This window comes from Pontimicrobium sp. IMCC45349, from assembly GCF_047219225.1.
Lineage (GTDB): Bacteria > Bacteroidota > Bacteroidia > Flavobacteriales > Flavobacteriaceae > IMCC45349.
Genome location: NZ_CP178208.1, coordinates 1,916,021 through 1,942,886, shown reverse-complemented (window position 1 = coordinate 1,942,886; position 26,866 = coordinate 1,916,021). Strand labels below are relative to the sequence as shown.

Annotated in this window: 25 protein-coding genes and 1 tRNA gene; 9 read left to right on the top strand and 17 right to left on the bottom strand. The window is 31.7% G+C overall.

Annotated features, from left to right (window positions below):
• Window positions 1-320 precede the first annotated feature (320 nt).
• On the top strand, window positions 321-1,289 hold the full coding sequence (locus ACLII3_RS08985) for an amidohydrolase family protein (RefSeq protein ID WP_412983898.1): 969 nt from the start codon (window positions 321-323) through the stop codon (window positions 1,287-1,289).
• 315 nt (window positions 1,290-1,604) lie between these two features.
• Here ACLII3_RS08985 and ACLII3_RS08980 read toward each other — a convergent pair whose 3' ends face one another.
• From ACLII3_RS08980 to ACLII3_RS08960, 5 genes are all read right to left on the bottom strand, one after another.
• Complete coding sequence (locus tag ACLII3_RS08980) at window positions 1,605-2,288, bottom strand: hypothetical protein (RefSeq protein WP_412983897.1); 684 nt, start codon at window positions 2,286-2,288, stop codon at window positions 1,605-1,607.
• Window positions 2,289-2,300: 12 nt separating this feature from the next.
• A complete protein-coding gene (locus tag ACLII3_RS08975) occupies window positions 2,301-3,629 on the bottom strand; it encodes a tyrosine-type recombinase/integrase (RefSeq protein ID WP_412983896.1) in 1,329 nt (442 codons plus the stop codon).
• Window positions 3,630-3,684: 55 nt separating this feature from the next.
• Window positions 3,685-3,757 (bottom strand) — tRNA-Met (locus ACLII3_RS08970).
• A 114-nt stretch (window positions 3,758-3,871) separates the two neighbouring features.
• Window positions 3,872-4,774, bottom strand: a complete 903-nt coding sequence (locus tag ACLII3_RS08965; protein ID WP_412983895.1) for a Two component regulator three Y domain protein — start codon at window positions 4,772-4,774, stop codon at window positions 3,872-3,874.
• A 100-nt stretch (window positions 4,775-4,874) separates the two neighbouring features.
• A complete protein-coding gene (locus tag ACLII3_RS08960) occupies window positions 4,875-6,788 on the bottom strand; it encodes an ABC-F family ATP-binding cassette domain-containing protein (protein ID WP_412983894.1) in 1,914 nt (637 codons plus the stop codon).
• A gap of 79 nt (window positions 6,789-6,867) precedes the next feature.
• Between ACLII3_RS08960 and ACLII3_RS08955 the strand changes: the two genes are divergently transcribed.
• A complete protein-coding gene (locus ACLII3_RS08955; RefSeq protein ID WP_412983893.1) occupies window positions 6,868-7,266 on the top strand; it encodes a DUF983 domain-containing protein in 399 nt (132 codons plus the stop codon).
• Here the strand turns inward: ACLII3_RS08955 and ACLII3_RS08950 are convergent.
• From ACLII3_RS08950 to ACLII3_RS08910, 9 genes are all read right to left on the bottom strand, one after another.
• A complete protein-coding gene (locus ACLII3_RS08950) occupies window positions 7,250-8,290 on the bottom strand; it encodes an NAD(P)/FAD-dependent oxidoreductase (RefSeq protein WP_412983892.1) in 1,041 nt (346 codons plus the stop codon). The genes ACLII3_RS08955 and ACLII3_RS08950 overlap by 17 nt on opposite strands.
• A gap of 74 nt (window positions 8,291-8,364) precedes the next feature.
• Window positions 8,365-9,264 carry a gliding motility protein GldN gene (gene gldN / locus ACLII3_RS08945; RefSeq protein WP_412983891.1) on the bottom strand — a complete coding sequence of 300 codons (900 nt, stop codon included), beginning with the start codon at window positions 9,262-9,264 and terminating at the stop codon, window positions 8,365-8,367.
• A 77-nt stretch (window positions 9,265-9,341) separates the two neighbouring features.
• A complete protein-coding gene (gldM, locus tag ACLII3_RS08940; RefSeq protein WP_412983890.1) occupies window positions 9,342-10,904 on the bottom strand; it encodes a gliding motility protein GldM in 1,563 nt (520 codons plus the stop codon).
• A 43-nt stretch (window positions 10,905-10,947) separates the two neighbouring features.
• On the bottom strand, window positions 10,948-11,583 hold the full coding sequence (gene gldL / locus ACLII3_RS08935; protein ID WP_412983889.1) for a gliding motility protein GldL: 636 nt from the start codon (window positions 11,581-11,583) through the stop codon (window positions 10,948-10,950).
• Between the two features lie 58 nt (window positions 11,584-11,641).
• Window positions 11,642-13,033, bottom strand: a complete 1,392-nt coding sequence (gldK, locus tag ACLII3_RS08930) for a gliding motility lipoprotein GldK (protein WP_412983888.1) — start codon at window positions 13,031-13,033, stop codon at window positions 11,642-11,644.
• 146 nt (window positions 13,034-13,179) lie between these two features.
• Window positions 13,180-14,346, bottom strand: a complete 1,167-nt coding sequence (locus tag ACLII3_RS08925; protein WP_412983887.1) for a formimidoylglutamase — start codon at window positions 14,344-14,346, stop codon at window positions 13,180-13,182.
• A gap of 3 nt (window positions 14,347-14,349) precedes the next feature.
• On the bottom strand, window positions 14,350-16,839 hold the full coding sequence (gene topA, locus ACLII3_RS08920) for a type I DNA topoisomerase (protein ID WP_412983886.1): 2,490 nt from the start codon (window positions 16,837-16,839) through the stop codon (window positions 14,350-14,352).
• A gap of 121 nt (window positions 16,840-16,960) precedes the next feature.
• A complete protein-coding gene (locus ACLII3_RS08915) occupies window positions 16,961-17,722 on the bottom strand; it encodes a hypothetical protein (protein WP_412983885.1) in 762 nt (253 codons plus the stop codon).
• Between the two features lie 10 nt (window positions 17,723-17,732).
• Window positions 17,733-18,515, bottom strand: a complete 783-nt coding sequence (locus ACLII3_RS08910; protein WP_412983884.1) for a hypothetical protein — start codon at window positions 18,513-18,515, stop codon at window positions 17,733-17,735.
• Window positions 18,516-18,664: 149 nt separating this feature from the next.
• Here ACLII3_RS08910 and miaB point away from each other — a divergent pair, with 149 nt between their 5' ends.
• From miaB to groL, 7 genes are all read left to right on the top strand, one after another.
• The gene (miaB, locus tag ACLII3_RS08905) at window positions 18,665-20,110 is read left to right on the top strand and encodes a tRNA (N6-isopentenyl adenosine(37)-C2)-methylthiotransferase MiaB (protein ID WP_412983883.1); all 1,446 of its coding nucleotides are present in this window, start codon (window positions 18,665-18,667) and stop codon (window positions 20,108-20,110) included.
• Window positions 20,111-20,116: 6 nt separating this feature from the next.
• Window positions 20,117-21,394 (top strand): sigma 54-interacting transcriptional regulator, encoded by a 1,278-nt coding sequence (locus tag ACLII3_RS08900; protein ID WP_412983882.1) that lies wholly within the window; start codon window positions 20,117-20,119, stop codon window positions 21,392-21,394.
• Window positions 21,395-21,485: 91 nt separating this feature from the next.
• Window positions 21,486-21,992: an LPS assembly lipoprotein LptE gene (gene lptE, locus ACLII3_RS08895; RefSeq protein WP_412983881.1), complete on the top strand. Its 507-nt coding sequence runs from the start codon at window positions 21,486-21,488 to the stop codon at window positions 21,990-21,992.
• An 8-nt stretch (window positions 21,993-22,000) separates the two neighbouring features.
• Entirely contained in the window at window positions 22,001-22,915 is a 915-nt protein-coding gene (locus tag ACLII3_RS08890; RefSeq protein WP_412983880.1) for a hypothetical protein, read from the top strand.
• Window positions 22,916-22,917: 2 nt separating this feature from the next.
• Complete coding sequence (gene secG, locus ACLII3_RS08885) at window positions 22,918-23,277, top strand: preprotein translocase subunit SecG (RefSeq protein ID WP_412983879.1); 360 nt, start codon at window positions 22,918-22,920, stop codon at window positions 23,275-23,277.
• Window positions 23,278-23,424: 147 nt separating this feature from the next.
• Window positions 23,425-23,700 (top strand): co-chaperone GroES, encoded by a 276-nt coding sequence (gene groES / locus ACLII3_RS08880; RefSeq protein WP_412983878.1) that lies wholly within the window; start codon window positions 23,425-23,427, stop codon window positions 23,698-23,700.
• Between the two features lie 25 nt (window positions 23,701-23,725).
• A complete protein-coding gene (gene groL, locus ACLII3_RS08875) occupies window positions 23,726-25,360 on the top strand; it encodes a chaperonin GroEL (protein WP_412983877.1) in 1,635 nt (544 codons plus the stop codon).
• 55 nt (window positions 25,361-25,415) lie between these two features.
• Here the strand turns inward: groL and ACLII3_RS08870 are convergent, their stop codons facing one another.
• From ACLII3_RS08870 to ACLII3_RS08860, 3 genes are read right to left on the bottom strand one after another with little or no spacing between them, the layout of a single operon-like run.
• Window positions 25,416-26,186: a DUF6503 family protein gene (locus tag ACLII3_RS08870; protein WP_412983876.1), complete on the bottom strand. Its 771-nt coding sequence runs from the start codon at window positions 26,184-26,186 to the stop codon at window positions 25,416-25,418.
• Window positions 26,164-26,487 carry a heavy metal-binding domain-containing protein gene (locus tag ACLII3_RS08865; RefSeq protein ID WP_412983875.1) on the bottom strand — a complete coding sequence of 108 codons (324 nt, stop codon included), beginning with the start codon at window positions 26,485-26,487 and terminating at the stop codon, window positions 26,164-26,166. Before ACLII3_RS08865 ends, ACLII3_RS08870 begins: the two co-directional genes overlap by 23 nt.
• Window positions 26,488-26,493: 6 nt before the next feature.
• The gene (locus ACLII3_RS08860) at window positions 26,494-26,865 is read right to left on the bottom strand and encodes a heavy-metal-associated domain-containing protein (RefSeq protein ID WP_412983874.1); all 372 of its coding nucleotides are present in this window, start codon (window positions 26,863-26,865) and stop codon (window positions 26,494-26,496) included.
• Window position 26,866: the final 1 nt, after the last annotated feature.

Genomic DNA, 26,866 nt, shown 5'->3' with positions numbered 1-26,866 from the left:
ACGAAGTATTGATACTTTCTATAAATAGAAATACTGTCGTTTTAAATAATTAATAAAATTATTTATACACATTACAGAAACTCAACCCATTTTTACATTAATATTTAAAACAAAGGAAATTTATTGGACAAGCTCTATACATTCAATAGAATTATATTAGGTAAATTAGCCAGCGTACAACAATGTATAAAAATAATAGCGATTTAATCGTAAAAACGAAACAAGGTAAATACAAAAAAGGTCTGTTATAATCAAAAAAGTTAGTACTTATATCCGCTACTATTCTTACACGAGACCGTTGTACGCAATTTGACAAAAACATGAAAAATCGATTTTCAATAATAGTAATCTTCTTTTTGGCTATATCGACTTCTGCTGTTTTCGCTCAAGAAGATGTCGATGAGTTTTTAAAGAATCAACCTATTATTGATATGCATTTCCACATTACAAAAGGGTTTGATGATAATGAAACTTACAATCAACGTAAAGTAGACATTGATAGCGCTAGAATAGATTGGATTATTGAAAATTACAAAAAGAACAATGTAGTATTAGCAGTTGGTGGCGGAACATTGAAATATGCCAAAATGTATGTAGAAACTGATAGTCTTTTTTGGGGAGGATTGGTTTTTCCTTGCATGGAAACTGTAAAACAAGATGAGCCTTGTGATAAAGAATTTTTTAATGAAACTGAATTGCGAGAAATTTACAAAACAGGGAACTTCAAAAGTCTCGGAGAATCAATGTTTAACTATTATGGTATTCCACCAACCGATAAAAGATTAGAGCCTTACTGGAAGATTGCTGAAGAATTTAATATTCCTGTAGGAATTCATGCAGACACTGGACCAAGACCAGAAAGAATAAACAAGGATGAAAGACCTAATTATAATCCAGATTACGCAAATCCTGAATTACTTAAACCTATTTTAGAAAAACATCCAAATTTAAAAATTTACCTAATGCATTATGGAGGAGGATATTCAGAACAGTCATTAGAGCTTATGAAATTATACCCGCAAATCTATTGTGAAATTTCTGCTGTGAGTATGTTTGCCCCAAAAAAGGTTTGGGAACCGAAAGTAAAACAATTATTTAATGAAGGACTTGGAGACAGATTAATGTTTGCGTCTGACTATTTTGGAACGGTAAGAAAGAACATTGAAATAATCTATGGTTTGGAATGGCTAACTGAAAAGCAAAAAAGAGATATTTATTATAACAATGCTGCTCGATTTCTGAATTTATCTGAATCCGAAATAGAGGAACATTATAGACAAGTAAATTAAAACTGCGTACAACAACGTGTATAGCTCATTGCAGCTGAATTTTTATCTCCAAATTAAAACCTAGTTTAATTTTTCGATTTTTTTAGAATTTTAAGAAACCAGTTTCAAAAACAGTCAACTGAAAAAAATCCGTTTTCGGTAAGAAATTTGACTACAATAGTAGTCAAATAGACTACAGTTGTAGTCTCCAGCAACGGTTCGTTATATTAAGTGCAACGGTTCAAAAACTAAAATCAACAGTTCATTTTTATGGTTGCAACGGTTCAAACTACCCTTGCAACGGTTCGATTTTTGACTACAAGTGTAGTCACATTTTTATTTGACTTTACTAAAATCTACATTAAAGACAGTTTCTAATAAAAAATTATCAGCTTCTTCATTTGTGATAATAGGTTGTTTTTTTCTCGGTTTCTTTTCTTTTTTTATAATTGGTGTGTCAACTGTGTTGATTTTTGGAAACTCTAATTTTTCGGCAAGTGGTTGAGAGAACTTTTCTTTGAATCGCTCAACTATATTCTTGTCTGAAAACTGAGGCTTTTCTATCGCTCCAAAATGCACTGTCATTTGCTGAAAATGTTTAGCAAAATCTTGGGCTTGTTTTTGAAAAAGATTTTCTATGGTTGGTGTAACATTTTTTATATAAGTTTTCAAATGTTTAGCCATTTGTTCAGTAAGAAATGTATGGATACCTAGATGTTCTTTATAGGCGTCTAAAACAAATTGAAATTCTATAGCATTTATTGTTTCTTTTGCTTTAAATAATTGCAGTATATTCTCCTGTAAGTATTTTGATTTAGTAACAAAGTCAATAGTGTTTATATTACTAAGATTTGTAGAACCAATTCTATCTTCATCAAAATAACTTACTTTATTTAAATCGGTCTTTTTGATTAGATTCTTATAGGCTGTTTTATTAATGTTCTCAAAAAGACTATCAGGAATGTAATAAATATATGACCTTAAAAGATTGTCTCGAATAGCATAAAAGATGTGATTCATAAGCTGCTAATATTATTTTAATAATTCCGAATAATCTGCTGGTAGTTGGGCATCTATATTCCGTAAATATTTCTCTAAAGCATCCATAGTTAAATGACCTGTAATTTGCATTAATTTACTTTTGGCAGTATTAGGGTCAAATTCCTTTTCTAACTGTCTGTAAAGTTTTGTTATGTAGGTATGCCTAAAACTATATAAACCATAATCATTCCCTAAGTTAAAATGATCTTTAACCACCTTTTTAAAACGTTTTGTAAAATAGTCTCTTCTATTAGTTTCGGTAGCATCCCATTGTCCTCCAAATTCAGATGCAGTAAATAGAAAATTATTAGGTTTTAACTTTGATATATCTGGTAAGTCATCCTTAAGAATTTTAGGGATGATTTTTGTCTTTAAAGTACTATTCTTAGCTTTAAACTGTACAGTATTATTTTTTAAATCAATATCCTTAACACGAAGCCTACAAACCTCGATAGGTCTTAAAAGGTTGTAGCTAATAAATTTAATGTACAGCAGCAATATAGGGTCTTCTTTCTCAAGAAGATTAAAGATTTGCTCTTGCATTTCGGCTGTATATCTTTTATGACGTTCAGGCTTGGTTTTTAAAACTGGTATCCTTCTCATGAAATTTACTAGCATGATTTCATTATCCTCTAAAACTTGCATGATGCTTCCTAAATCAATACGATAATTATTTCTATTTCTAGCTGATGTTCTAACTTGAACATCATTTAAAAATGCCATCGTCATCTTTTTAGTTAATTGTTCAATCGTTTTAACTTCAGAGAAGTGTTCATTAATCCAATTGATAAACTTACCTACTCTTCCTTTATAGTCCTTTAAAGTACGTTCACTTACTAAATTTTGCTTAAGCTTTAAACCTTTATCAAAACCCTCGACTAATGATGTTTCTTTAATGACACTACTCGATTTTATTGATTGTTTTTCATTAATACTAATTACTTCAGCTACTTCATTAGGTTTCACTTCTTTTTTGACTTTAGAATCTTGCCTTTTATTAATAAACAAATCTGTATTATCCTTAAATGGATTATAACCATCATTTAAAAGCAATTGTAATCTTTTGGAGTAGGTTGTTAATACAGAAAGGCGATTTTCTTTTGTTTTATAAGTGTTTGCCTTCCCATAAATATTTTTCATGCGTTGTAGTTTGCCTGTGTCAGGGTTACGATATGAAAAATAAACATACCATCGCTTTTTAAGGTCACCGTTTGCAGTGTAGATTTTTGGGGTAGAAAATTGTTTCTTCAATAGTAAATTGTGTTCAAAAACGTGTTCACTTTCGTGTTCAAATGTAAGGATTTCGTTTAATGTAGACATAAAAAAAACGGTTTAGAGTGAACTAAACCGTTTGATTCTGGCGCTTTTACCTTAGTAGCGGGAACAGGACTCGAACCTGTGACCTTCGGGTTATGAGCCCGACGAGCTACCTACTGCTCTATCCCGCGATATTGGACTGCAAATATACAACCCTTTTTCATTATTACAAGTATAAATTTAAAAAAAATGTCACCCTTTTTAAAAGGTGACATTTTCAATATAAAATCTGTTATGTAAATGTTCTAATCTGTTCCTGCAAGAGATGAATTTTTTGTGTCATTTAAGTTTTTATACTCAAATTGAACTCCTGTAGGTATTGCTAATTGTAAGGCTGCAAAATCACCTTTCAAATCATTATTATTAAGCATTAGCACTTTTAAATTTGTTAAGTTAGCTAATTCCATAGGCACGTTACCAAAAAATAAATTATCTGAAAGTATTACTTCCTCAAGTTTAGCTAAAGCACCTAGACTTGCTGGTACTGGTCCAAATAATTTATTATCAAATAAACTTAACTTCTCTAGTTTAGATAAATTTTTAATAGTTGTTGGGATCTTTCCTGATAATCTATTACTGCTTAATGACAACTCTTTTAAGTTTGATAACATTCCTATTTCTGAAGGAATATTACCATGAAAGTCATTATTAAACATTTCTAATTTTTCAAGATTAGATAAATTCCCTAGAGCAACAGGTAACTCACCTTCTATTCTATTCATAAATAATTCTAAACTTACTAATGAGCTTAAATTTCCAATAGAATTAGGCAATTCACCTTCTAAACTATTAAATGAAATATTTAAATGTTTAAGGTTATTTAATTTCCCTATAGAACTTGGAATGTTTCCTGAAATATTATTACGGAATAAGTTTAACGACTCTAAATTTACTAAGTCACCTAACTCATTTGGTAATGTTCCTGTAAGGTTATTAAAACTTAAATCTAAAGCTACAACTTTATCATCTTTAAGTGTTACACCAGACCAAGTAGAAATAGGAGATGTTAAATCCCAAGTATTAGTCCAATTATTGCCTTGTGTAGCATTATATAATGAGATTAATGCTTCTTTTTCTTTAACAGTTACGCTTGCAAAAGACAAAACTGAAACAAGACAAAACAACAATGTTAGCTTAATGGTTTTCATAATAGTAGATTTTTTTGAGGGCTTAATCTACTACGAATATACAGGTAATCAGACTAAAAGACAATTTTATTCGATGAAATACACTGTAGAAAGAATTTACTTACAAATCGAATTCTTCAATTTGTATTTGAATATCTTCCCATTGTATCATTAATGCTTCTAAAGCATCCTTCTTTTTTTGATATTCATCAAAAAAATTAGGGTTAGCAACAGTTTCGGTATAATTTACTTCTAGCTCGACATCTATTTCTTTTATTTCTTTTTCTAACTGAGAAATATTTGATTCAATCTTACTTAATTTATTATTTAAAGATTTAAGTTGCTTTTGCTGTTGATAGGATTGTTTATTATTAGTCTTTGTTTCTTCATTTTTTACAACATCTCTTTTTTCAATCTCTCTAAGGTTTTCAACATTTCGTTGCTCTAAATAAAAATCTATATCTCCTAAGTATTCTTTTATTTTTTGGTCTTTAAACTCATAAACTTTATTAGTCAAGCCTTGTAAAAAATCTCTATCATGCGATACCAAAATAAGTGTTCCCTCAAACTTAATAAGCGCTTCTTTTAAAACATTTTTGGAAAGAATATCTAAATGATTTGTTGGCTCATCCATTATTAAAATATTTAATGGTTGAAGTAAAAGCTTAGCCAAAGCTAATCTATTTCTTTCACCACCGGAGAGCACTCTCACATACTTCTCAACATCATCACCTCTAAATAAAAAAGCTCCTAATATATCTCTTACTTTTGCTCTATTAGATTCATTTGCTGAATCAATCATAGTATCCAAAACAGTTTTGTTACCATCAAGGTATTCAGCTTGGTTTTGGGCAAAATATCCTATTTGCACATTATGACCTAACTTAACTAAGCCTTCATGCTCTAACTCACCAACAATAATTTTTGCGAGCGTGGATTTACCTTGACCATTTTGTCCAACAAAGGCTATCTTACTATCTCTGTCTACCGATAGGTTAACAGCATTTAACACTTCTAAACTACCATAACTTTTATGAACATTTTCTGCTTCAATAACAACTTTTCCAGGTACTACAGATATAGGAAAGTTTAAAGTCATGACACTATTATCATTTTCATCAACTTCAATTCTTTCAATTCTATCTAATTTCTTAATTAATGATTGAGCCATTGTTGCCTTAGAAGCTTTTGCCCTAAATTTTTCAATCAATTTCTCAGTTTGTTCAATCTGTTTTTGCTGATTCTTTTGAGATGCCAGTTGCAATGTTCTAACTTCTTCTCTTAATACTAAATATTGAGAGTATGGTTTAGGATAATCATAAATTCGTCCTAGTGAAATTTCGATTGTACGATTTGTTACATTATCTAAAAACATCTTATCATGAGATACAATTACAACTGCTCCAGAATAATTTTTTAAGAAACTCTCTAACCATATGATAGATTCTATGTCAAGATGGTTTGTTGGCTCATCCAATAATAAAATATCATTATTTTGAAGTAATAATTTGGCTAACTCTATACGCATGCGCCATCCTCCTGAAAAGGTATCAGTTAACTTATTAAAATCCTCTCTTTTAAAACCTAAACCTTGAAGTATTTTTTCTGTATCTCCTTTATAGCTATAACCTCCTAAAATTTCATATTGATGCTGAATTTCATTCAGACTTATCATTAAGTTGTTGTACGCTTCACTCTCGTAATCTGTTCGTTCTGCTAATTGTGTATTTATTTCTTCCAGTTTAGCTTCTAAAGCTATTATTTCTGAAAATGCTTGGTAAGACTCTTCAAGTATAGTTCGCCCATATACAAAATCAATATCCTGTCTTAAAAAACCGAGTTTGATTTCTTTTTCTTCGGCTACCTGACCAGAATCATGCTCTAGATCGCCAGCAATTATCTTTAGTAGCGTAGATTTCCCAGCACCATTTTTTCCAATAAGACCAACACTATCTCCTCCTTTTAATCTAAAAGAAATATCTTGAAATAAATAGTCGCCTTGAAAGGAAACAGATAGCTTATGAATATTTAGCATTTTGTTACAAAAGTTACATTTATTAATCTATTAAAGATTAATTTTGTGTTTAATAAAGCGCTAAAATAACATAATTGACATGTTAAAAAAAGGAAATAAACTATACAGCATCTTAAAAGGCGCATGTCCTAAATGTCATAACGAAAGTATGTACCAAAATACTAATCCTTATGCTATTATCGATGTGTTAAAAATGAACGAAAACTGCTCCCATTGTCATACCAAATACAAAATTGAGCCTTCATTCTTTTATGGTTCAATGTATGTTAGTTATGCAGTTGGTGTTGCGTTTGCTGTTGCTGCATTTATTGTTAGCTATTTATTTCTTGGATCTAATTTAATAGCTGCATTTATAGCTATTGTAGGTACTCTTATTGTATTTTTACCAATAATAATGAGACTTTCCAGAAATATTTGGATTAATATTTTTATGCATTACGATAAATCTATTGCTAAAAAAATTAATAAAAACGATTAATATCTATTTCGTTTTCTAAAGCTACTCCATCTTCAATAAGTTTATAAAGTTGCTGAGCTACATAAGGTGCTATCATAACTCCTCTTGTACCAAGACCATTTAAAACATACATATTTTTATGTTTTGAATGCTGTCCTACTAATGGTCTTCTATCAATTACAGTAGGCCTAATTCCTGCGATTTGACTAATTACTGTAAAATCACATTTTAAAAAGGTTTTAAGCTTATTTAACAACTCTTCTTTCGCCTCTACAGTTATATTGTTAGTTTTATCTTTCCATTCGTATGTAGCGCCTAAAATGTATTTATCATTTCCTAGTGGAATTAAAAAAGCACTCGATTTAAGTATATAGTCAATTTTTAAATCAGGAGCATGTATCGTTAAAAGTTCTCCTTTAGTACCATTTAAAGGCAAGTCATTAAAATATGGGTTATTCTTTACTCCATAACCTTCAGCAAATACGATTTGATTAGCAGTAATATTTTTATAATGAACTTCGGCTCCGTTATCAATTAATCTATCATATATAAATGATTCATCTAAAAATTGATTTGTTTTGCTTAAATATGCTTTGTAGGATTGTATTAAAGTTCCAGTATCAATGCGTCCTGTATCTAGTACTTCTCCAAATCCATAATCACAAGAAATAAACTCATGCTTATCAGTAATTATATTTGTTGAAAGAAAGTCTGAAAGTGCAGGCTTATCACAAGCCAAATACCAATTGTTTTGCTCTTCAACAGAAGCAAACAGTCGATAGATAGGAATTTTATAATCTAAGGTAATATCTAAATCACTTTCTAGTAATTTATATTTTGGAAGTGCTAATGCAAGTTGTTCTTTTGACTTCCAAACAGGTGTAAATCTTTTTAATACAACAGGATTATACAAGCCACCTGCCACAGTAGAAGATTGCTGTGACGCATCATCAATTAAAACAAATGATTTATTATTTGCTCTTAGCTCTTCACAAAACATAATACCTGCTAAACCAGCTCCAACTACTATATAATCTATTTTCATGCTACAAAATTAATGAATAAAAAAAACGCTTACAGTTACTGTAAGCGTTTTTCTTTTGTTTTGTTACTAATTAATTAGTAACTCCACATATCTTGTTCAAAGTTTCTAATTTTCTCTTTAACTCTGTCTGATTCTAAAAGTTGCATCAATGCATTATCAACTATGTAGTCTTTAACCGCTCTATCACCTTGTACGTTTTCTTCTTGGTAAACATAACCATTAAAACGTCTTGAGTTTAACAAGTGGTCAAAAGATAATGGCATTGCACTATTTTTGTTATTAAAAGATTTTGCTTCATGCAAGATTTCTCTAGCATCTGGGAAGAATACCCAAAATAATGGAATTGGTTCTTTATTTGCTTCATCTTCAGAGTCAATAAAGTTTACATCTGGAGCTGCAGGTGCAATTCCTAATAAACGATACTTTAACTCACCTTGACGCTTATCAAAGTACCAAAGTCCTTTAATTAAATAAGCACTAACATCATAAGATGCTATTTCTCTTTTAGTAATATATTCTGGATCTACACGTCCTTCAGCATTGAATTGATCGTAACCAATATCTAAAGTATCAATTTTAATCATTGATGCTTGTAAATCCTTTATAGTTCTTTTAGTTGTAAAGTAAGAATCGTCATAAATATTTTCAATATTTCCATTCTTTACATTTGAATATAATACATCAAATAAAGAACGTCTTTCTTTACCAATATTATTTGTATCAACAGGATAATATAAAGGGAAGTTTACACGCTCATCAAGCACTACTCTTTCCCAAGTCATTCTAGAGTATAAAATATCTCTATCATCAACATAACCATACTCTAAAGGCTTATCATTATCTAAAGCCAATTGCGCATCAGTTTTAACACCGATTTGGTCTGGACTTTTAGCATTTAAAATATTTGCCTGAGCTGTAACTGTACTTATTGAAAAAGCAGCTACAAGGGTTAATACAACATTTTTTAATTTCATCTTACTTAATTGTTTATAATTGAGACTTCTCTCATTATTACACTTACTAACGTAAATGTTTTTATTAAAGTATATTATTAGTTAGCTAATTCTACAAATACTGGCGAAGCAGTTTTGATTCTTACACTACTGTTTGTTTTTACTTTAATATCAAAAATTTGAATTCCATCACCACGCTTAGCTCTACGTAAAGCAGACTTAGCTTGTGAGTTTAACTTGTTTCCGTTAACGTTAACAGATGGTTGTCCAGGAATCTTGATTTTAAATGAAGTTACAGTTAATGGTAACTCAAAATCGAAATCTGGTAATTGTGCACCAATTGTAGCTATCTCAACATTGTTACGAGGTAACTTAACATTGTTTGGTGTTCCAGCAATTGTTCCTTCTGGTTTTGGAATATCTTTAATTCTGAATAATTTCTTATCAGCTGTTGGAGTTCCATCATCTAAAGTAGCAGAAACACTAATTGTAACTTCTCTACCACCTTGAGGACTCATGATATATTTACCATTAGCAACCTTTCTTAATCCAGGTGCATTAGCATTTACTTTGTTATCTGGTACACCAGCAAAAGAAATTGTCATTGGGTTTTCAACACCACGATACACAACATTCATTTTGTCTGCAGAAATTGTAGCAGAGTTTGGTCTTGGTACAACAACATAGTTTGCTTTAATAGGAATTTTTAATTCCTCTCCATTCTCAATGAATGTAAATTCTCCATCAATTTCTCCTTCGCCTACATTACCAACATTAAAGTTAAGTGTTGCAGCTCCTGTAGAATCAATAGCCTCAGATAAATTGATTTCCTCTCCTTTAACTACTAATTTAGTTGGAGGAACATTAGCATACTTACCAATTACAACTCTACCTTGGAATTTTTCTCCAGCAAAGAATGCAGATTTATCAGCTAATACAATAGCTTGATAGTTATTAAGTGTTGTAGCTTCTGAAACAATGTTACCTAAGAATAAACTTAACATTTCAGATTCTGTTACTTTAACATCATTTTGCATTGCTGTAAGCTTAGTAAAAGATGCAATAGCTGGGAATCCTTTAAAGTGATAAGATAACCAATCGATTTCTTTACCATCTTTATTAGGAACCTTCTCTGTGCTAAACAATTTATTGAAAGCATCAGCTTGTCCTCTATAACTTTCGTCAGTTGCAAGAATTTCGTTAATAGACGCTTTATAAGCTTCTATTTCTGCCATAACTGCTTCTCCAGGTTTAGATAAACGATCTCCAGTAAACCACATTTCGTCAAGGATATCTGTTTTATCCATTGCTTCGAAAGGTAATTTTCCTTGCTCGTTTAATTCGTATTTTCCTTGCTTAATTAAGTCAGCTTTTAAGCCTGCTAAATAAGTATAAAATTTATCTGTAGCAATTTTTACTTGTTCTGCTCTTGCAGCTGGTACTTTAAATTGCTCTGGATTTTCATCTCCTTTTACTTTCAAGTCTGCTAATAACTTATCATTTCTATCAGTTGTAGCTTCGTTTGAGTTAGCGAATTTAGTTTCCATTAAACCAAACGCTGAAAGTACTTCTTTTGACATATTCATAGCCATCATCGCGATGAATACTAAATACATCAAGTTAATCATTTTCTGCCTTGCAGATGCTTTTCCTCCTGCCATTTCTAACTAGTTTTTTAAATTAAAATTAAATTGGTTAAACTAATTAGTTTTTGTTCATTGCAGAAAGCATTCCACCATATACTCCGTTTAAAGAAGATAAGTTAGACGCTAATGATTGCATTTGCTCTTTTAACTTAGCTGCATTTTCTACAGACTCTTCGTTAATTGCAGCTTGTCTATTAGCGCTTTCCATTTGTACTTTGTATAAGCTATTTAATGATTCCATTTGAGCAGCAGCTAAAGACATTTCTTCGCTATATTTCTTTTGAGCAGCCATTGAATCAACAGTTGGAGAGATTCCTTTAGCAGCACCTTCAAAGTTTTTAATGCTCTCACCTAAGCTAGCCATTAATTCTCCGTCAATTTTAGCGTCTCTTAATAAGTTGTCTAATTTCTTAGATAACATACCTTCAGCATCTTTAGGCTCTTCTTTTTTAGCTTTCTTACCTGTAGATTGTCCTCCAGATAATTCTGGATATACTAATGACCAATCTAAATCTGCAGATTGTCTTTCGAAAGCAGAATAGGTAAATACCAATGCCTCAACAATCATACCTAATGTTAAAATCTCAGAACCGTAAGGCCAGTGTTGGATTTTAAATAGAGCTCCAACAATAACGATTGCTGCTCCTAATCCATAAATCATATTAGTAACTGTGATTTTACCTTTTTGTGCCATAATAAATTGTGTTTTTAGTTAAGTTAAATATATTTTGTTTTTAGTTTGTTTTTGTTTTTTATCTTCTTCTGATTTTCTTGCTATTTGTTGCAGCGTTTGCTGTAACTTCAGTTCCCATGTAATCTTGAACAGTTCGGAAACCAATATAACTTCTTGCAGAATCAGCGTATTCGTAATCTCTAGAACTTACTTGTAAGAAGTATGCAACATCTTTCCAAGAACCACCTCTTACAACTTTACGTTCATTTTCTTCGTCATTAACATTAGGGTTAATTGTAGAAGAGTATTCGTAAGAAGAAGGATCGTAAGATGACATTACCCATTCTGAAACGTTACCTGCCATATTATATAAGTTATAATCGTTAGGCTCGTAAGCATCCGCTTCAACAGTATATAAAGCTTGATCAGCAGCATAATCACCTCTTAAAGGTTTAAAGTTTGCCATAAAACAACCTCTGTCATTTTTAGCATATGGCCCACCCCAAGGGAACGTTGCTCCTTGCAGACCTCCTCTTGCAGCGTATTCCCACTCTCCTTCAGATGGTAATCTAAATCCGTTTACAAATTGTCTTTTTCTAGATTTTTGGTAAGTATTTTTATTCAATGTTCTCCATTGACAAAATGCTCTAGCTTGTTTCCAGCTAACTCCTACTACAGGATAATCGCCATAAGCATCGTGCCAGAAATAGTCATTATGCATTGGCTCATTATAAGAATAAGAGAAATCTCTAATCCAAACTGTAGTATCAGGATATACAGGAACTTTTTCTTTAATAATTACATCACTACGTCTAAGCTCTTTATACTTAGCTGCAGTTTTAATGTCCATATAAGTATACTCAAATTCAAATTTTGAAACATCCCAAGTACGTTGTCCATTGTAAGATTCTTCTAATGGTAAGTACATTGTATCCATAACCTCAGCATATTCAGCATCTGGATATTCTTCAGTATCAAAAATTAAATCTACATCGTGGTTTAATTTATAACCTTCGTAACCAGTATCTCCTAAACCACTATAGTTATCAAGCATATATTTTTCATATACACTCATATCTGTAGTATCTGCTCCTTTAAATGCGAATTGACCTATACCATCTGGATCGTCTGTTGGATTTTTTCCAGTCTCATCAGCTAGAATAGCTAATTTAGTTCTAATTATAGAATCTCTAACCCAGTTTACAAACTGACGATATTCGCTGTTTGTAATTTCTGTTTCATCCATATAAAATGATCTAACAGTAACTGTTTTAGTTGGTGCATCTTTAACACCTGCAAGGTCATCATCTGATTTACCCATAATAAAGGCTCCACCTGGTACAAGCGTCATACCATAAGGCTTCTCAGGATGCCATTTTTTACCTTTAACTCCAACCAATTCTCCTCTATCTCCAGATCCACAACTGGTCAACATAGCTAAAACTGCGGTTAATAATACTAACTTCTTCATATAGGGTTAATTATTTTGCCTTTAAAATTTGAGGCGTAAACTTATTTATATATTTCTAAAAAAACAACTTTTTATTTAAAAAAATTGCATTTTATCTAAAAAAAATGCATTTCATCGATACTTTAACTAAACAATTTGCATTTTCTTTAAAGACTATTCTTTTTATAGGCTTTATACCATCTTTCTGGTATCTTTCCATTGCATGCAGATAAATAATCTTCATGCATGCAAGGTAATAACGTGTGACGTTTTAATTTATTATTAACATTTGGTAAAAAAGGTATTTCTACCCACCAACGCCCTGTTTTATTACTCTTGTAAAATGTTAACTCATCATCATCTACTAAAACAATATATTTTTTGTAATTTCTATCATCTGCAAAATCATCATCTTTAACTCTACAGTTAACACCTTCTATAAAATACCAAATAACTTGAGCCATTAACATTGAGGTAGCTTCGTCATCTTTTGAAGGTTTGTATTCAAAAAGACCAAAAGAGCTTACTTTATTGCTAATTCCTGCATATCTAGAAATAGCACAAATCTCTCTTCCATCGAACCCATTTGGCGAATATTTCTGCTTAGTACTTAACTCTGAAGACCTTACGCTTTGCAAGTCTATACTTACAATATTCGCATCTCTCATAATCGGCTCCACAAAACTAATATTATTTATGATTTCTCCAAGTCTATAAGCCTCAAAATGCAATTTATCCATCAAATCTATTTCTTCTTGAGAGTTAAAATAAGTTTGATACCCTATAGTAGCGTAGTTAAATAAGTTATATGGCTCTTCTAAAATTACTTTTCCTAAAAAGCTATTATTCTTTATTGGTTTGGAAGAATCTCCTAAATCGAAGCTTTTATCGACATTTACAATATTTACCATTGGAGCTAACTCATCGTAAGCACGATAAACAGGAAAAGTTAAATCTTGACTACCTCCAATTATAACTGGTATAATTTTTTTTTCTAATAACTCTGAAACTGTAGTGCGCAAAGCAAAATAGGTGTCCTCTACAGTATTTCCTTTTTTAATATCTCCTAAATCAGCAATATTTAAGTACCAATTACCAGGAAAAAGTCCATATAAGGCTTTTCTAATTTCACTTAACTGAAATTCTTCACCAATATAATTGACGTCATTTCTATTCTCTAAAACGCCAATAACAGCAATTTGAACATCGTCTAAATCTGGAATACCATGCTGAGCGGAATGTATCTTTAACTTTCTGCCTAGAACTTGGTTAGACAATAATTGATTATGCGCTAATACTAAGTCCTGAACTGGAGAAAGAAAGTTGAAATTCATAAGTTATTTCTTTTTTGCTGTGGTTTTTCTTTTGGTAGTTTTTTTCTTTGGTGCATTCTTTTCTATTATTGCCTGCACTTCTTCTAAAGTAAATTTTGATACGTCAACTGTTTTAGGAAGTTCTATTTTTGTTTTCCCCTTAATAATATTGTGTCGTCCCCAACGCGCTTTTTCAACACGAATACCTTCTTCTTCCCAAACATGGATTAGTTTATCTTTTTCTTTTTGAATTTTATCTTCAATTAAAGTGATAATATCATTATCAGATAAATTATCCCAGTCGTATTTTTTATTTACATTAATAAACATATTGTTCCATTTTATAAATGGTCCAAAACGTCCTTTTCCTTTTTGAACTGGCAACCCTTGATATTCATAAATAGGCGCATCAGCTTTTTCTTTTTCTTTAATAAGAATAATTGCATCCTCTAACTCTACAGTTAAAGGATCTTTACCCTTTGGTAATGACACGTATTTTTTTCCAAACTTAACATATGGCCCAAAACGTCCATTATTAACTACTATATCTTCACCTTGGTAAACACCAAGATCTTTAGGAAGTTGAAATAAGTCCATTGCTTCCTCATAAGTAATTGCTGTTAGCTGTTGGTCTGGAGACAAACTAGCAAATAAAGGTTTCTCTTCATCATCAACAGTTCCTATTTGCACCATTGGTCCAAACTTACCTAACCTAACACTTACTTGTCTTCCTGTTTTAGGGTCTGTACCTAAAATACGCTCACCAGATTCTCTTTCGGCATTTTGCTTCACATCTTCTACTTGTGGATGGAATCCTTTATAGAAGTCTTTCATCATTTTAGTCCAATCTTCTTTACCTTCAGCAATATCATCGAAATCTTCTTCAACCTTAGCTGTAAAATTATAGTCTAAAATTGCTTCAAAATGATTTACTAAAAAGTCGGTTACAATCATACCAATATCTGTTGGCACTAACTTACCTTTATCTGAACCTACTTTTTCTGTCAATAGTTTATCATTTACAGCACCATTACTTAAAGTTAATTGCGAATAGTTACGCTCTACTCCTTCAACAGTACCTTTTTCTATATAACCTCTATTTTGAATTGTAGAAATTGTTGGCGCATAAGTAGATGGTCTACCAATACCTAACTCTTCTAATTTTTTCACTAAAGATGCTTCAGTAAATCTATAAGGTGGTCTTGAATAACGTTCGGTTGCAGTAATATAATTATTAAGCAAAGTTTCATTAACCTCTAACGCAGGTAACATTCCTTCTTGCTCTAAATTTTCTTCGTCAGTACCTTCTAAGTACACTTTTAAAAATCCGTCAAACTTTATTACCTCTCCGTTAGCACTAAATGTATCATTATGTGTTGACGCTTTCACCTTAACATTAGTTCGCTCTAACTGAGCTTCACTCATTTGAGATGCAATTGCTCTTTTCCAAATAAGCTCATACAAACGTGCTTGATCTCTATCTACAGCCACAGAATGTCTTGAAAAATCGGTTGGTCTAATTGCCTCATGCGCTTCTTGAGCTCCTTTTGATTTTCCTTTATAATTTCTAGGTTTACTATAGTTTGAACCGTAAGCTTTCTTAATTTCTTCCTCAGCTGCACTTCTAGCTTCATCAGATAAGTTTACACTATCTGTTCTCATATAAGTAATCAAACCAGCTTCATACAAGCGCTGTGCCATGGTCATTGTTTTACTTACTGAAAAATACAACTTACGAGAAGCCTCCTGTTGAAGTGTTGAAGTTGTAAAAGGTGCAGCAGGTGATTTTTTTGCTGGTTTTTTCTGAAGATCTGCAACACTAAAATCAGCAGAAATATTTGACTCTAAAAACTTTTGAGCCTCTTCTTTTGAAGCAAATGTCTTAGGCAGCTTCGCTTTAAAAACTTGTCCTTTTTCGGTTTTGAATTCAGCATCTATTCTATATGAAGCTTCTGGAGTGAAAGATTGAATTTCTCTTTCTCTTTCTACTATAAGTCTTACTGACACAGACTGTACTCTACCAGCCGATAAACCTCCTTTTACTTTTCTCCATAATACAGGCGACAACTCATAACCTACAATTCTATCTAACACACGTCTTGCCTGTTGTGCATCTACAAGATTATAATCAATTCCTCTTGGATTCTCTACTGCTTTCTTAATTGCAGACTTTGTGATTTCATGAAAAACAATCCTTCTTGTCTTTTCTTTATCAAGTTTTAATGTCTCTGCTAAATGCCACGCAATAGCTTCTCCCTCACGATCCTCATCACTAGCCAACCAAACCAACTCAGCTTTCTTTGCTAAATCTTTTAGTTTTTTAACTACTGCTTTTTTATCTTTAGAGACTTGATACTTTGGCTTAAAATCTCCATCAACATCAACTCCCAACTCCTTTGAAGGTAAATCTGCTATATGTCCAAAACTAGATTCAACTTTAAAGTCTTTTCCGAGAAATTTTTCAATAGTTTTTGCCTTAGCAGGTGACTCAACAATCACTAAATTCTTAGCCATATTTTGTTTTTTAAGAGGTACAAATGTATATGATTTTTTTTATTCGCAAATTTTTAAGCTAGATAAAACGCATAAAAAAGCCTGCTAAACGCAGGCTTTTAACATAATATTTAAAGAAAATTTAATCCATTTGACTAGTTCCTATTTGGTCAATCTCTGTTAAATCATCAAATCCAACTACTTCCTTATATATAAAGTAAACTGGCAAATATGCAATTGAAATTGTAAACAAAAGACCTATACCACAACCTATTATCCCTAACATTCCTATTATTGCACATACAAACAACAAACCAAAAGATACTAACCATTTTTTTGTACCAATATTAAAACTAAGCTTTACTATTTCCATTTCACTTAAATCTGGATTATTTGAAAAAACTATAGAAAAATAAGCAAGTGGTACATATGCATATATATATGGTATCATAAACATTAACTGTGCGACTAAAGCTATTGCAGAATAAATAATACCTAACATAAAAAGCTTAGAAAAACACTCAGACTTAAAATAGTGGAAGAAATGATCTATTTGATTATTATTTACATCCTCTTCCTTACATATTTTATAAAATCCTGCCAATAAGCCAATTGTAATAGTACTCATTATTATAGTCTGTGGAAAACCATATAATATTTGCGTTGAATACACTGAATAAAAATCAAAATCCCCATCCAAAAGAAAAACGTTTGAATCTGTCCCTAAACCAATTGCAGTAAATAGTAAATTCATTAAAAAAGCTATAGCCATAATAATAATTATGACCACAAAACCTTTTAACCAAATCTTTTTAAATAAGGTAAAACAATTATCTAAAACATCACCAAAACTAACTTCTTTGTTAATTTCTATTTTTCTTTTTACATCTTCAAAAGTTGCCATTCGCTATTTCTTATTCGTTAGAAGTTCCTATTTGAGCAATTTCACTACCCTCTTCAAAACCAATCACATTTTTATATATTAAATATGTTGGATGATAAACAAATGTAGCTGTAAATAAAACACCAATACCACATAATAAAGCTCCAACTATTTGAGAAAGTAAAGAAGCTACAATAACTAACCCAAAAGAAATCAACCACTTTTTATTACCAATACTAAAACTTGCACTCACAATATCTCCCACGCTTAGTTCCGGATTAAAAGCAAAAACCAATGAAAAATATGACATTGGTACAATTACATATATTAAAGGAATATAGCACAATAAAGCAGCTGGTATAGCTATTAACGTTGAAATTATCATAAGCAACATCAACTTACTTAAGTGTTTTCCTTTTAAGAAATAGAAAAAATCTGAAGTTGACACCTGTTGATTATCGTCTAATTTATGCATCATTCTAAAAAAAGCTGCATTTAGCGCTACCGAAACAGCTCCTAACACAAAAATTCCAACAAAGACAAATAATATGTACAACAAAGACATTCCTGCAAAAAAGCCACTAAAAGCATCTGGATCACCATAACCTCCTTCAGCTTGAGCTATAACTAAACCTATCAATGGAATATAGAGCACAATTATAAGAGGTAACATCACAACAATGGTAAATATTTGCAATAAAAAACCTTGAAGCCATGTCTTTTTAAAAAGCTCTATTGATTCGCTAAAAATTGTTCCAAAATCTAAGTCTTTAGAACGCGCCACTTTTTCTTTAATTGAACTAAGTGTATTCATAATAATTTTGTTTGGTTGTATTAATATACTTTCAAAGAAACTGGTTTATTCTATGAAATCAAAAAATCTTAATCTGCCACTTTGTCATAAAACCCAAATTAATTGTATCTTTGCATACTTATTGACCATCAAAGGTTTCAAAGCGACTTATGGAAAAGATTATAGACGAGAAAAAACAAGGTGAAAGCCTTATTATGAATAAAAAAGAAGGCAACCAACGTAAACTTTTTATTGAAAGTTATGGATGCCAAATGAATTTTAGTGATAGTGAAATTGTTGCATCAATCTTACAAAACGAAGGATTTAACACTACTCAAAACCTTGAAGATGCCGATTTAGTTTTGGTAAACACATGCTCTATTAGAGACAAGGCAGAACAAACCGTTCGCAAACGTTTAGAAAAGTACAATGCTGTAAAAAAGATTAATCCTAGCATGAAGGTTGGTGTTTTAGGTTGTATGGCAGAACGTTTAAAAAGCAAATTCTTAGAAGAAGAAAAAATTGTTGATTTGGTTGTAGGTCCAGATGCTTATAAAGACCTTCCTAATCTTATTGCCGAAGTTGATGAAGGTCGTGACGCTGTAAACGTAATTTTATCTAAAGAAGAAACTTATGGCGACATTGCTCCTGTAAGACTTAACAGTAATGGTGTTACTGCTTTTGTATCTATTACTAGAGGTTGCGACAATATGTGTACATTTTGCGTAGTACCTTTTACTAGAGGTCGTGAGCGCAGTAGAAATCCTCAAAGTATTATTGAAGAGATTAACGATTTATGGAGTAAAGGCTTTAAAGAAGTAACACTTCTTGGGCAGAACGTAGATAGCTACCTATGGTATGGTGGTGGTCTAAAAAAAGATTTTGAAAAAGCTTCTGAAATGCAAAAAGCAACCTCAGTTAATTTTGCTAATCTTTTAGATTTATGCGCTAAAGCGCAACCAAAAATGCGTTTTCGCTTCTCTACATCTAATCCACAAGATATGACCATGGATGTTATTGAAGCCATGGCTAGACATAAAAACATTTGTAAATACATTCACTTACCTGTTCAAAGTGGTAGTAATCGCATTTTAAAAGAAATGAACCGTCAACATACACGTGAAGAGTATTTTGAAATGATAGATAACATAAAACGTATTATTCCAGATTGTGCAATTAGTCAAGATATGATTGCAGGTTTCCCTACAGAAACTGAAGAAGACCATCAAGACACATTAAGCTTAATGGAATATGTAAAATACGACTTTGGTTTCATGTTTGCTTATTCTGAAAGACCAGGAACCATGGCTGGACGTAAAATGGAAGATGATATTCCTGAAGATGTAAAAAAGCGCAGATTAAACGAAATTATTCAATTACAACAAAAACATGGTTTAGAACGCACACAAGCACATGTTGGAAAAGTTGAAGAAGTGTTAATTGAGAAATCATCAAAACGTTCAGATGCTCATTGGGCTGGTCGCAACAGCCAAAACACTATGGTAGTATTCCCTAAAGAAAACTATAAAGTTGGTGAGTTTGTAAATGTAAAAATAACTGATTGTACAAGTGCTACTTTAATGGGAGAAGCCGTTGGATATTCAGATAACAATTAACCAAACATGGAATCAGTACAAGCAATAAAACAACGTTTTGGCATTATTGGTAATGATGCTGGTTTAAATCGTGCTATTGAAAAAGCCATTCAAGTAGCCCCAACTGATATTTCTGTACTAGTAACTGGTGAAAGTGGTGTTGGTAAAGAAAGTATTCCAAAAATTATTCATCAATTATCTCATCGTAAACACGGAAAATATATTGCAGTAAATTGTGGTGCTATACCAGAAGGAACGATAGACAGTGAATTGTTTGGTCACGAAAAAGGCGCCTTTACAGGAGCTACACAAACACGTTCAGGTTATTTTGAAGTGGCTGATGGCGGCACCATTTTCCTTGATGAAGTTGGTGAATTACCACTAACAACTCAAGTACGTTTATTACGTGTTTTAGAAAATGGTGAATTTATTAAAGTTGGCTCTAGTAAAGTACAAAAAACCAATGTACGTATTGTAGCAGCTACAAACGTTAATATGTTTGAAGCCATTCAAAAAGAAAAATTTAGAGAAGACCTTTATTACAGATTAAGTACTGTAGAAATTCATTTACCAGCACTTCGCAAACGTAAAGACGATATTCATTTATTATTTAGAAAGTTTGCTAGTGACTTTGCTATTAAATACAAAATGCCAACAATTCGTCTAGATGATAACGCTACTCTATTATTACAAAAATACAGATGGAGTGGTAATATTAGACAATTGCGTAATGTAGCTGAACAAATTTCGGTACTTGAACGTAACCGTACAATTACAACAGACACCTTAAGAGGTTATCTTCCTGATGTTGGAAGCAACTTACCTGCTGTTATTGGTAAACAAAAAGCTGAAAGCGATTTTAGTAACGAACGTGAAATTTTGTACAAAGTGCTTTTTGATATGAAAAGTGACTTAAACGACTTAAAAAAGCTCACAATGGAGCTTATGAAAAGTGGAAACACTCAAGATGTTCAAAAAAACAATGAAGGCTTAATTCAAAAAATCTACAGTAAAGATGATGAAGATATTGTAGACACTAGTAGAACAGAAGTACTCTCTATTCCTCAACAAACGTCAGAACCTATTACACCTGCTATTGAAATTATTGAGGAAACACCAGAAGAAGACAAATATCATTTTGCTGAAGAGGTTCAAGAAGAGGAAACATTATCATTACATGATAAAGAGTTAGAGTTAATAAAGAAATCTTTAGAACGTCACAACGGAAAACGTAAACTTGCAGCTGCCGAATTAGGCATTAGTGAGCGTACACTATATAGAAAAATAAAACAGTTCGATCTTTAGCAAAGATAAAGTAGTTGTAAATACTATAATGCTTTTTATATTTATACGTTATTTACATTAAACAATACAATAAGCTTTAGCTTAATATAAAATGAAACACATAAAACGAATACTCTTTTTAGCTTTAACAATAACTATTGTTAGTTGTGGTGCATACTCGTTTTCAGGCATTTCGTTAGGTCCTGAAACAAAAACTTTTCAAGTAAATTATTTTCAAAACAATGCACCTCTAATTGAACCAGGTTTAGAACGTGATTTTAAAATAGCTCTAGAAGATTTAATCCAAAATCAAACCAACTTAAGTTTAGTGACTTCAAATGGAGATATAACATATGAAGGAGAAATCGTAGAATATAGAATCTCTCCAACTACAGCCACAGCAGACAACACAGCAGCACAAAATAGGCTAACTATTGCTGTGAATGTGAGGTTTTTTGACAAGTATGATGAAGATGCTGAGTTTGAAAAGCGTTTTTCATTTTTTTATGATTACGCAGGAAGTGCACAGTTAGTTGGAAGTCAAAAAGACACTGCTGTAACCGAAATATTTGACCGCATTACACAAGATATAATCAATGCTTCATTAGCAAAATGGTAATTCTATAAATGAACACAACAGATTTTACATATTTACTACAACATCCAAAAGCTTTAAACGCTAAACAGATTAGTGATGTACAATCTATTATTAATGAATTCCCATATTTTCAATCAGCAAGAGCTCTTTACCTTAAAGGCTTAAAAAACAAAGAAAGTTTTAAATACAATCAAGAATTAAAAACTACTGCTGCTTACACAACCGACAGAAGTGTTTTATTTGATTTCATTACTTCAGAAGACTTTCTTCAAAATGAGATTTCACTACATATTAAACAAAACATTCAACATCTAAAAACCATTGATGTTAATGACTTTGAAGATATTTCTATCAATAAAAGTGTAGTCATTGACGATGCTTTAAAACAACATATTAAAGACGCAGAACCTGTTTTAGATCCTTCTTTATTTAAAGCTAAAGAAGAAACTACACCTCAAGAGATTGAAAAAACTGCTATTAATGTTGACAACAACATTAAAGAAACATCACCAGAAGAAAAACTAGAGATAGGAAAACCTCTAGAGTTTAATAAAAGTGAAGTACACTCATTCTCTGAATGGCTAAAAATTACCAGCTTTAAACCTATTATTAGAGAACAAAATGAGCAAATAGAACCAGTTAGTGACAAAAATAAAGAGCAAAAACAAAAGAAATTTGATCTAATTGATAAGTTCATTACCAACAACCCTAAAATTGAACCTGTAAAAAAAGACACTAAAACGCATAACATTGCAAATGAGCGTATCATGCAACCAGAGTCTTTAATGACAGAAACTTTAGCGCGAATTTACCTTGAACAAAAAAACTATGATAAAGCAATTCAATCTTATAAAATATTAAGTTTGAAATATCCAGAAAAAAGTAGTTTCTTTGCAGACCAAATTCAAGCAGTAAAAGAATTACAAGAACAAAACAATAAATAATAATGAGTACGTTTTCAATATTTTTAGTCCTAATCGTAGTTGTAGCATTTCTACTTGTAGTAGTTATTATGGTACAAAATCCTAAAGGAGGAGGTTTATCATCATCTTTCGGTGGTGGTGGCACACAACAATTAGGTGGTGTACAAAAAACAACCGACTTTTTAGATAAAAGTACTTGGGCATTAGCTACACTATTATTAGTATTAATATTATTATCTAACATTGCTATTGGAGGTCCTTCTGGAGATTCTGAATCTAAAGCATTAGATGGTGATGCAACAACAACATCGCAACCAGCAGCTACAACAGATAACACTGCTACAGATGTTGCTAACCCAACAAGTAACGACTCAGTTCAATAAACTGACAAAAAATACTAACAAAAAAGCCAACGAAATTTCGTTGGCTTTTTTGTTTCTGCAAGTTTGTCAGTCTAAACCTATTGGCACAATTTTAGAATAACGCTTTAGCGTTAAAACAAATATTAATTAAAATAAATATAAAACACAATGGCTTTAAACATTAAACCATTAGCAGACAGAGTTCTTATAGAACCAATGCAAGCAGAAACAAAAACTGCTTCAGGAATTATTATTCCAGATAATGCAAAAGAAAAACCTCAAAAAGGTAAAGTTGTTGCCATAGGAACAGGAACAAAAGACGAACCTTTAACTGTAAAAAATGGAGATACTGTTTTATATGGTAAATATGCAGGTACCGAATTAAAATTAGAAGGAAAAGACTATTTAATTATGCGCGAAAGCGACATTCTTGCAATCGTTTAATTCTTAAAAACTAAAAAACAAAGACATGGCAAAAGATATAAAATTTGATATAGAGGCACGCGATGGTTTAAAACGTGGTGTGGATGCATTAGCAAATGCAGTAAAAGTTACATTAGGACCTAAAGGACGTAATGTAATTATTAGTAAAAGTTTTGGAGCACCTTCTGTAACTAAAGACGGTGTTTCAGTTGCTAAAGAAGTTGAACTTGAAAACGAGCTTGAAAACATGGGAGCTCAAATGGTAAAAGAAGTAGCTTCTAAAACTAACGATTTAGCTGGAGACGGAACAACTACTGCTACGGTTTTAGCACAAGCTATCGTAAAAGAAGGTTTAAAAAACGTTGCTGCTGGCGCTAACCCAATGGATTTAAAACGTGGTATTGATAAAGCTGTAATTTCTATTACTACTGATTTAGAAAAACAAGCTAAAAAAGTTGGTAACTCTTCTGAAAAAATTGAGCAAGTAGCTTCTATTTCTGCAAATAACGACAATACAATTGGTGAATTAATAGCTACAGCTTTTGGTAAAGTTGGTAAAGAAGGTGTTATTACTGTTGAAGAAGCTAAAGGAACAGATACTTATGTAGATGTTGTTGAAGGTATGCAATTTGATAGAGGTTACTTATCTCCTTACTTTGTAACTGATGCTGATAAAATGATTGCAGATTTAGAGAATCCATACATTTTATTATTCGACAAAAAGATTTCTAACTTACAAGAAATCCTTCCAATATTAGAACCTGTTGCACAATCTGGTCGTCCATTATTAATCATTGCTGAAGATGTAGATGGTCAAGCATTGGCTACTTTAGTAGTAAACAAGTTACGTGGTGGATTAAAAATTGCTGCTGTTAAAGCTCCAGGATTTGGAGACAGACGTAAAGCAATGTTAGAAGATATCGCTATTTTAACTGGTGGAACAGTAATTTCTGAAGAAAGAGGTTTCTCTCTTGAAAATGCTGATTTAAGCATGTTAGGTACTGCTGAAACTGTAACTATTGATAAAGATAACACAACTATTGTTAATGGTAACGGAGACGCATCTAACATTAAAGCTCGTGTAAACCAAATTAAAGCGCAAATAGAAACTACAACTAGCGATTACGACAAAGAAAAGCTACAAGAACGCTTAGCTAAATTAGCTGGTGGTGTTGCTGTACTTTATGTTGGTGCTGCTAGTGAAGTAGAAATGAAAGAAAAGAAAGATCGTGTTGATGATGCATTACATGCTACAAGAGCTGCTGTTGAAGAAGGTATTGTTGCTGGTGGTGGTGTAGCTTTAGTTAGAGCTAAGAAAACTTTAGAAAAAATAACTACAAACAACTTAGACGAAGTAACAGGAATACAAATTGTTGCTCGTGCTATTGAAGCACCTTTACGTACTATTGTAGAAAATGCTGGTGGTGAAGGAAGTGTTGTTATTAATAAAGTTTTAGAAGGCAAAAAAGACTTTGGTTACGATGCTAAAAACGACGAATATGTAGACATGCTTAAAGTTGGAATTATCGATCCTAAAAAAGTAACTCGTGTTGCTTTAGAAAATGCTGCTTCGGTTGCTGGAATGATTTTAACTACAGAGTGTGCTTTAGTAGATATTAAAGAAGATAATCCTGCAGCTGCAATGCCACCAATGGGAGGCGGAATGCCAGGAATGATGTAATCTAGAGACCTAGACACATAAAAAATAAAAAGCCTCAACAAATTGTTGAGGCTTTTTATTTTAATATTACTTCATAATTTGAATACCAATATTCTGCTCTTAAATATTCTTTTTCTCCTACTTCATTTAATCTATAACTTTTTCGATAGGCATTAAACTTGAACCCTGTAGAATTATCATACTTTAAATTCTCAATCAAACTTGTATGATCTGTTAAATCAACTTTACATGACATCAAATTGAATGTTTTATCATCAAAAAAATAAGTCCATTTATCCGAATCTTTGTCATCATCCTTATAACTAACATTAACACTGTAATATTCTTTATTATCAACTAAAGACATTCCATTATATATCAATTCAGCATTTTCACTCAGCAATTCAAAAGGTTGGCATATTACATAATGAGAAGCAAAAAAAGAATATTTAAAAGATTCTATTTCATTTACATCCTCAACTTTTCTTATCGAATCATTATCTGTTACCAAAAATGATTTTCCATCAAAATCAAAACCATGCATTCCTTCTTTGTTTAAATCTTGAATACTACCCTTTAAACCATTAACAAAACTAAACATTTGATGTTGGTTTAACTCTTTCTCAATTGTTCCATCAGGAAAATACAGAATAGTTTTTTTATCAAATGAAATTTCTTTAATACTTCTCCATTTTTTCAATCCTCCATGCACTTCAATAGATTTTGCTACAATTTGACTAGCATCATAATTTTGTTTTTGACAAGAAAAAAATAATAAAAGAACAATAAAAAACCCAAAGCAATATGCTTTGGGTTTTTTATTGTTAATCATGATTGTGACCTTCATGACCAGTTTTCTTCTTTTTTTCATTATCATGACTCTCATGCGTTTCTCCATTTGCATGTGTATGAGTTTCTTTTTTCTCAACCTTCTTTAAGTCCATTTTACACTCAGGACAAGATCCTTCTTCATCGTAAGTCTTTCCTTTTTCGCAATCCATTGGACATTGGTATTTTTCATTTAAAGCTAAATCTGCTTTATCAGCAGCATGCTCGTTATGTGTTTTTTCTTTTTCACTGTCTTTACAAGACACAAACACTGCACTTACACTAAACATAAGTGCTAACATTAAAATTACTTTTTTCATGATTGATTAGTTTTTAATTGGTTTTTCTTCTTTATGATCCTCTATAACTTCCTCGTCTCTATACTTACAACAAGGATGAATACTCTCATAAGCTTCATCTGATGCTTTTAATTCTTTTGTATCATGACCAACTGCTGCGATACTTTTTCTAATAGTATCTAAACTCGTTTTACGTTCGTCAAAAATTAATTTAAGCTCGTGAGTTTTTACATTCCAAACCGCAGACTTAACACCTTTGGTCTTAATACAAGCTTTTTCAATTCTATCCTTACACATCATACATACACCATCAACTTCAATAGATGCTCTTGCGTTTTTGTTTTGCGCGAATGTTATTAATCCAAATAACATCATACTTAATACTAATACTTTTTTCATT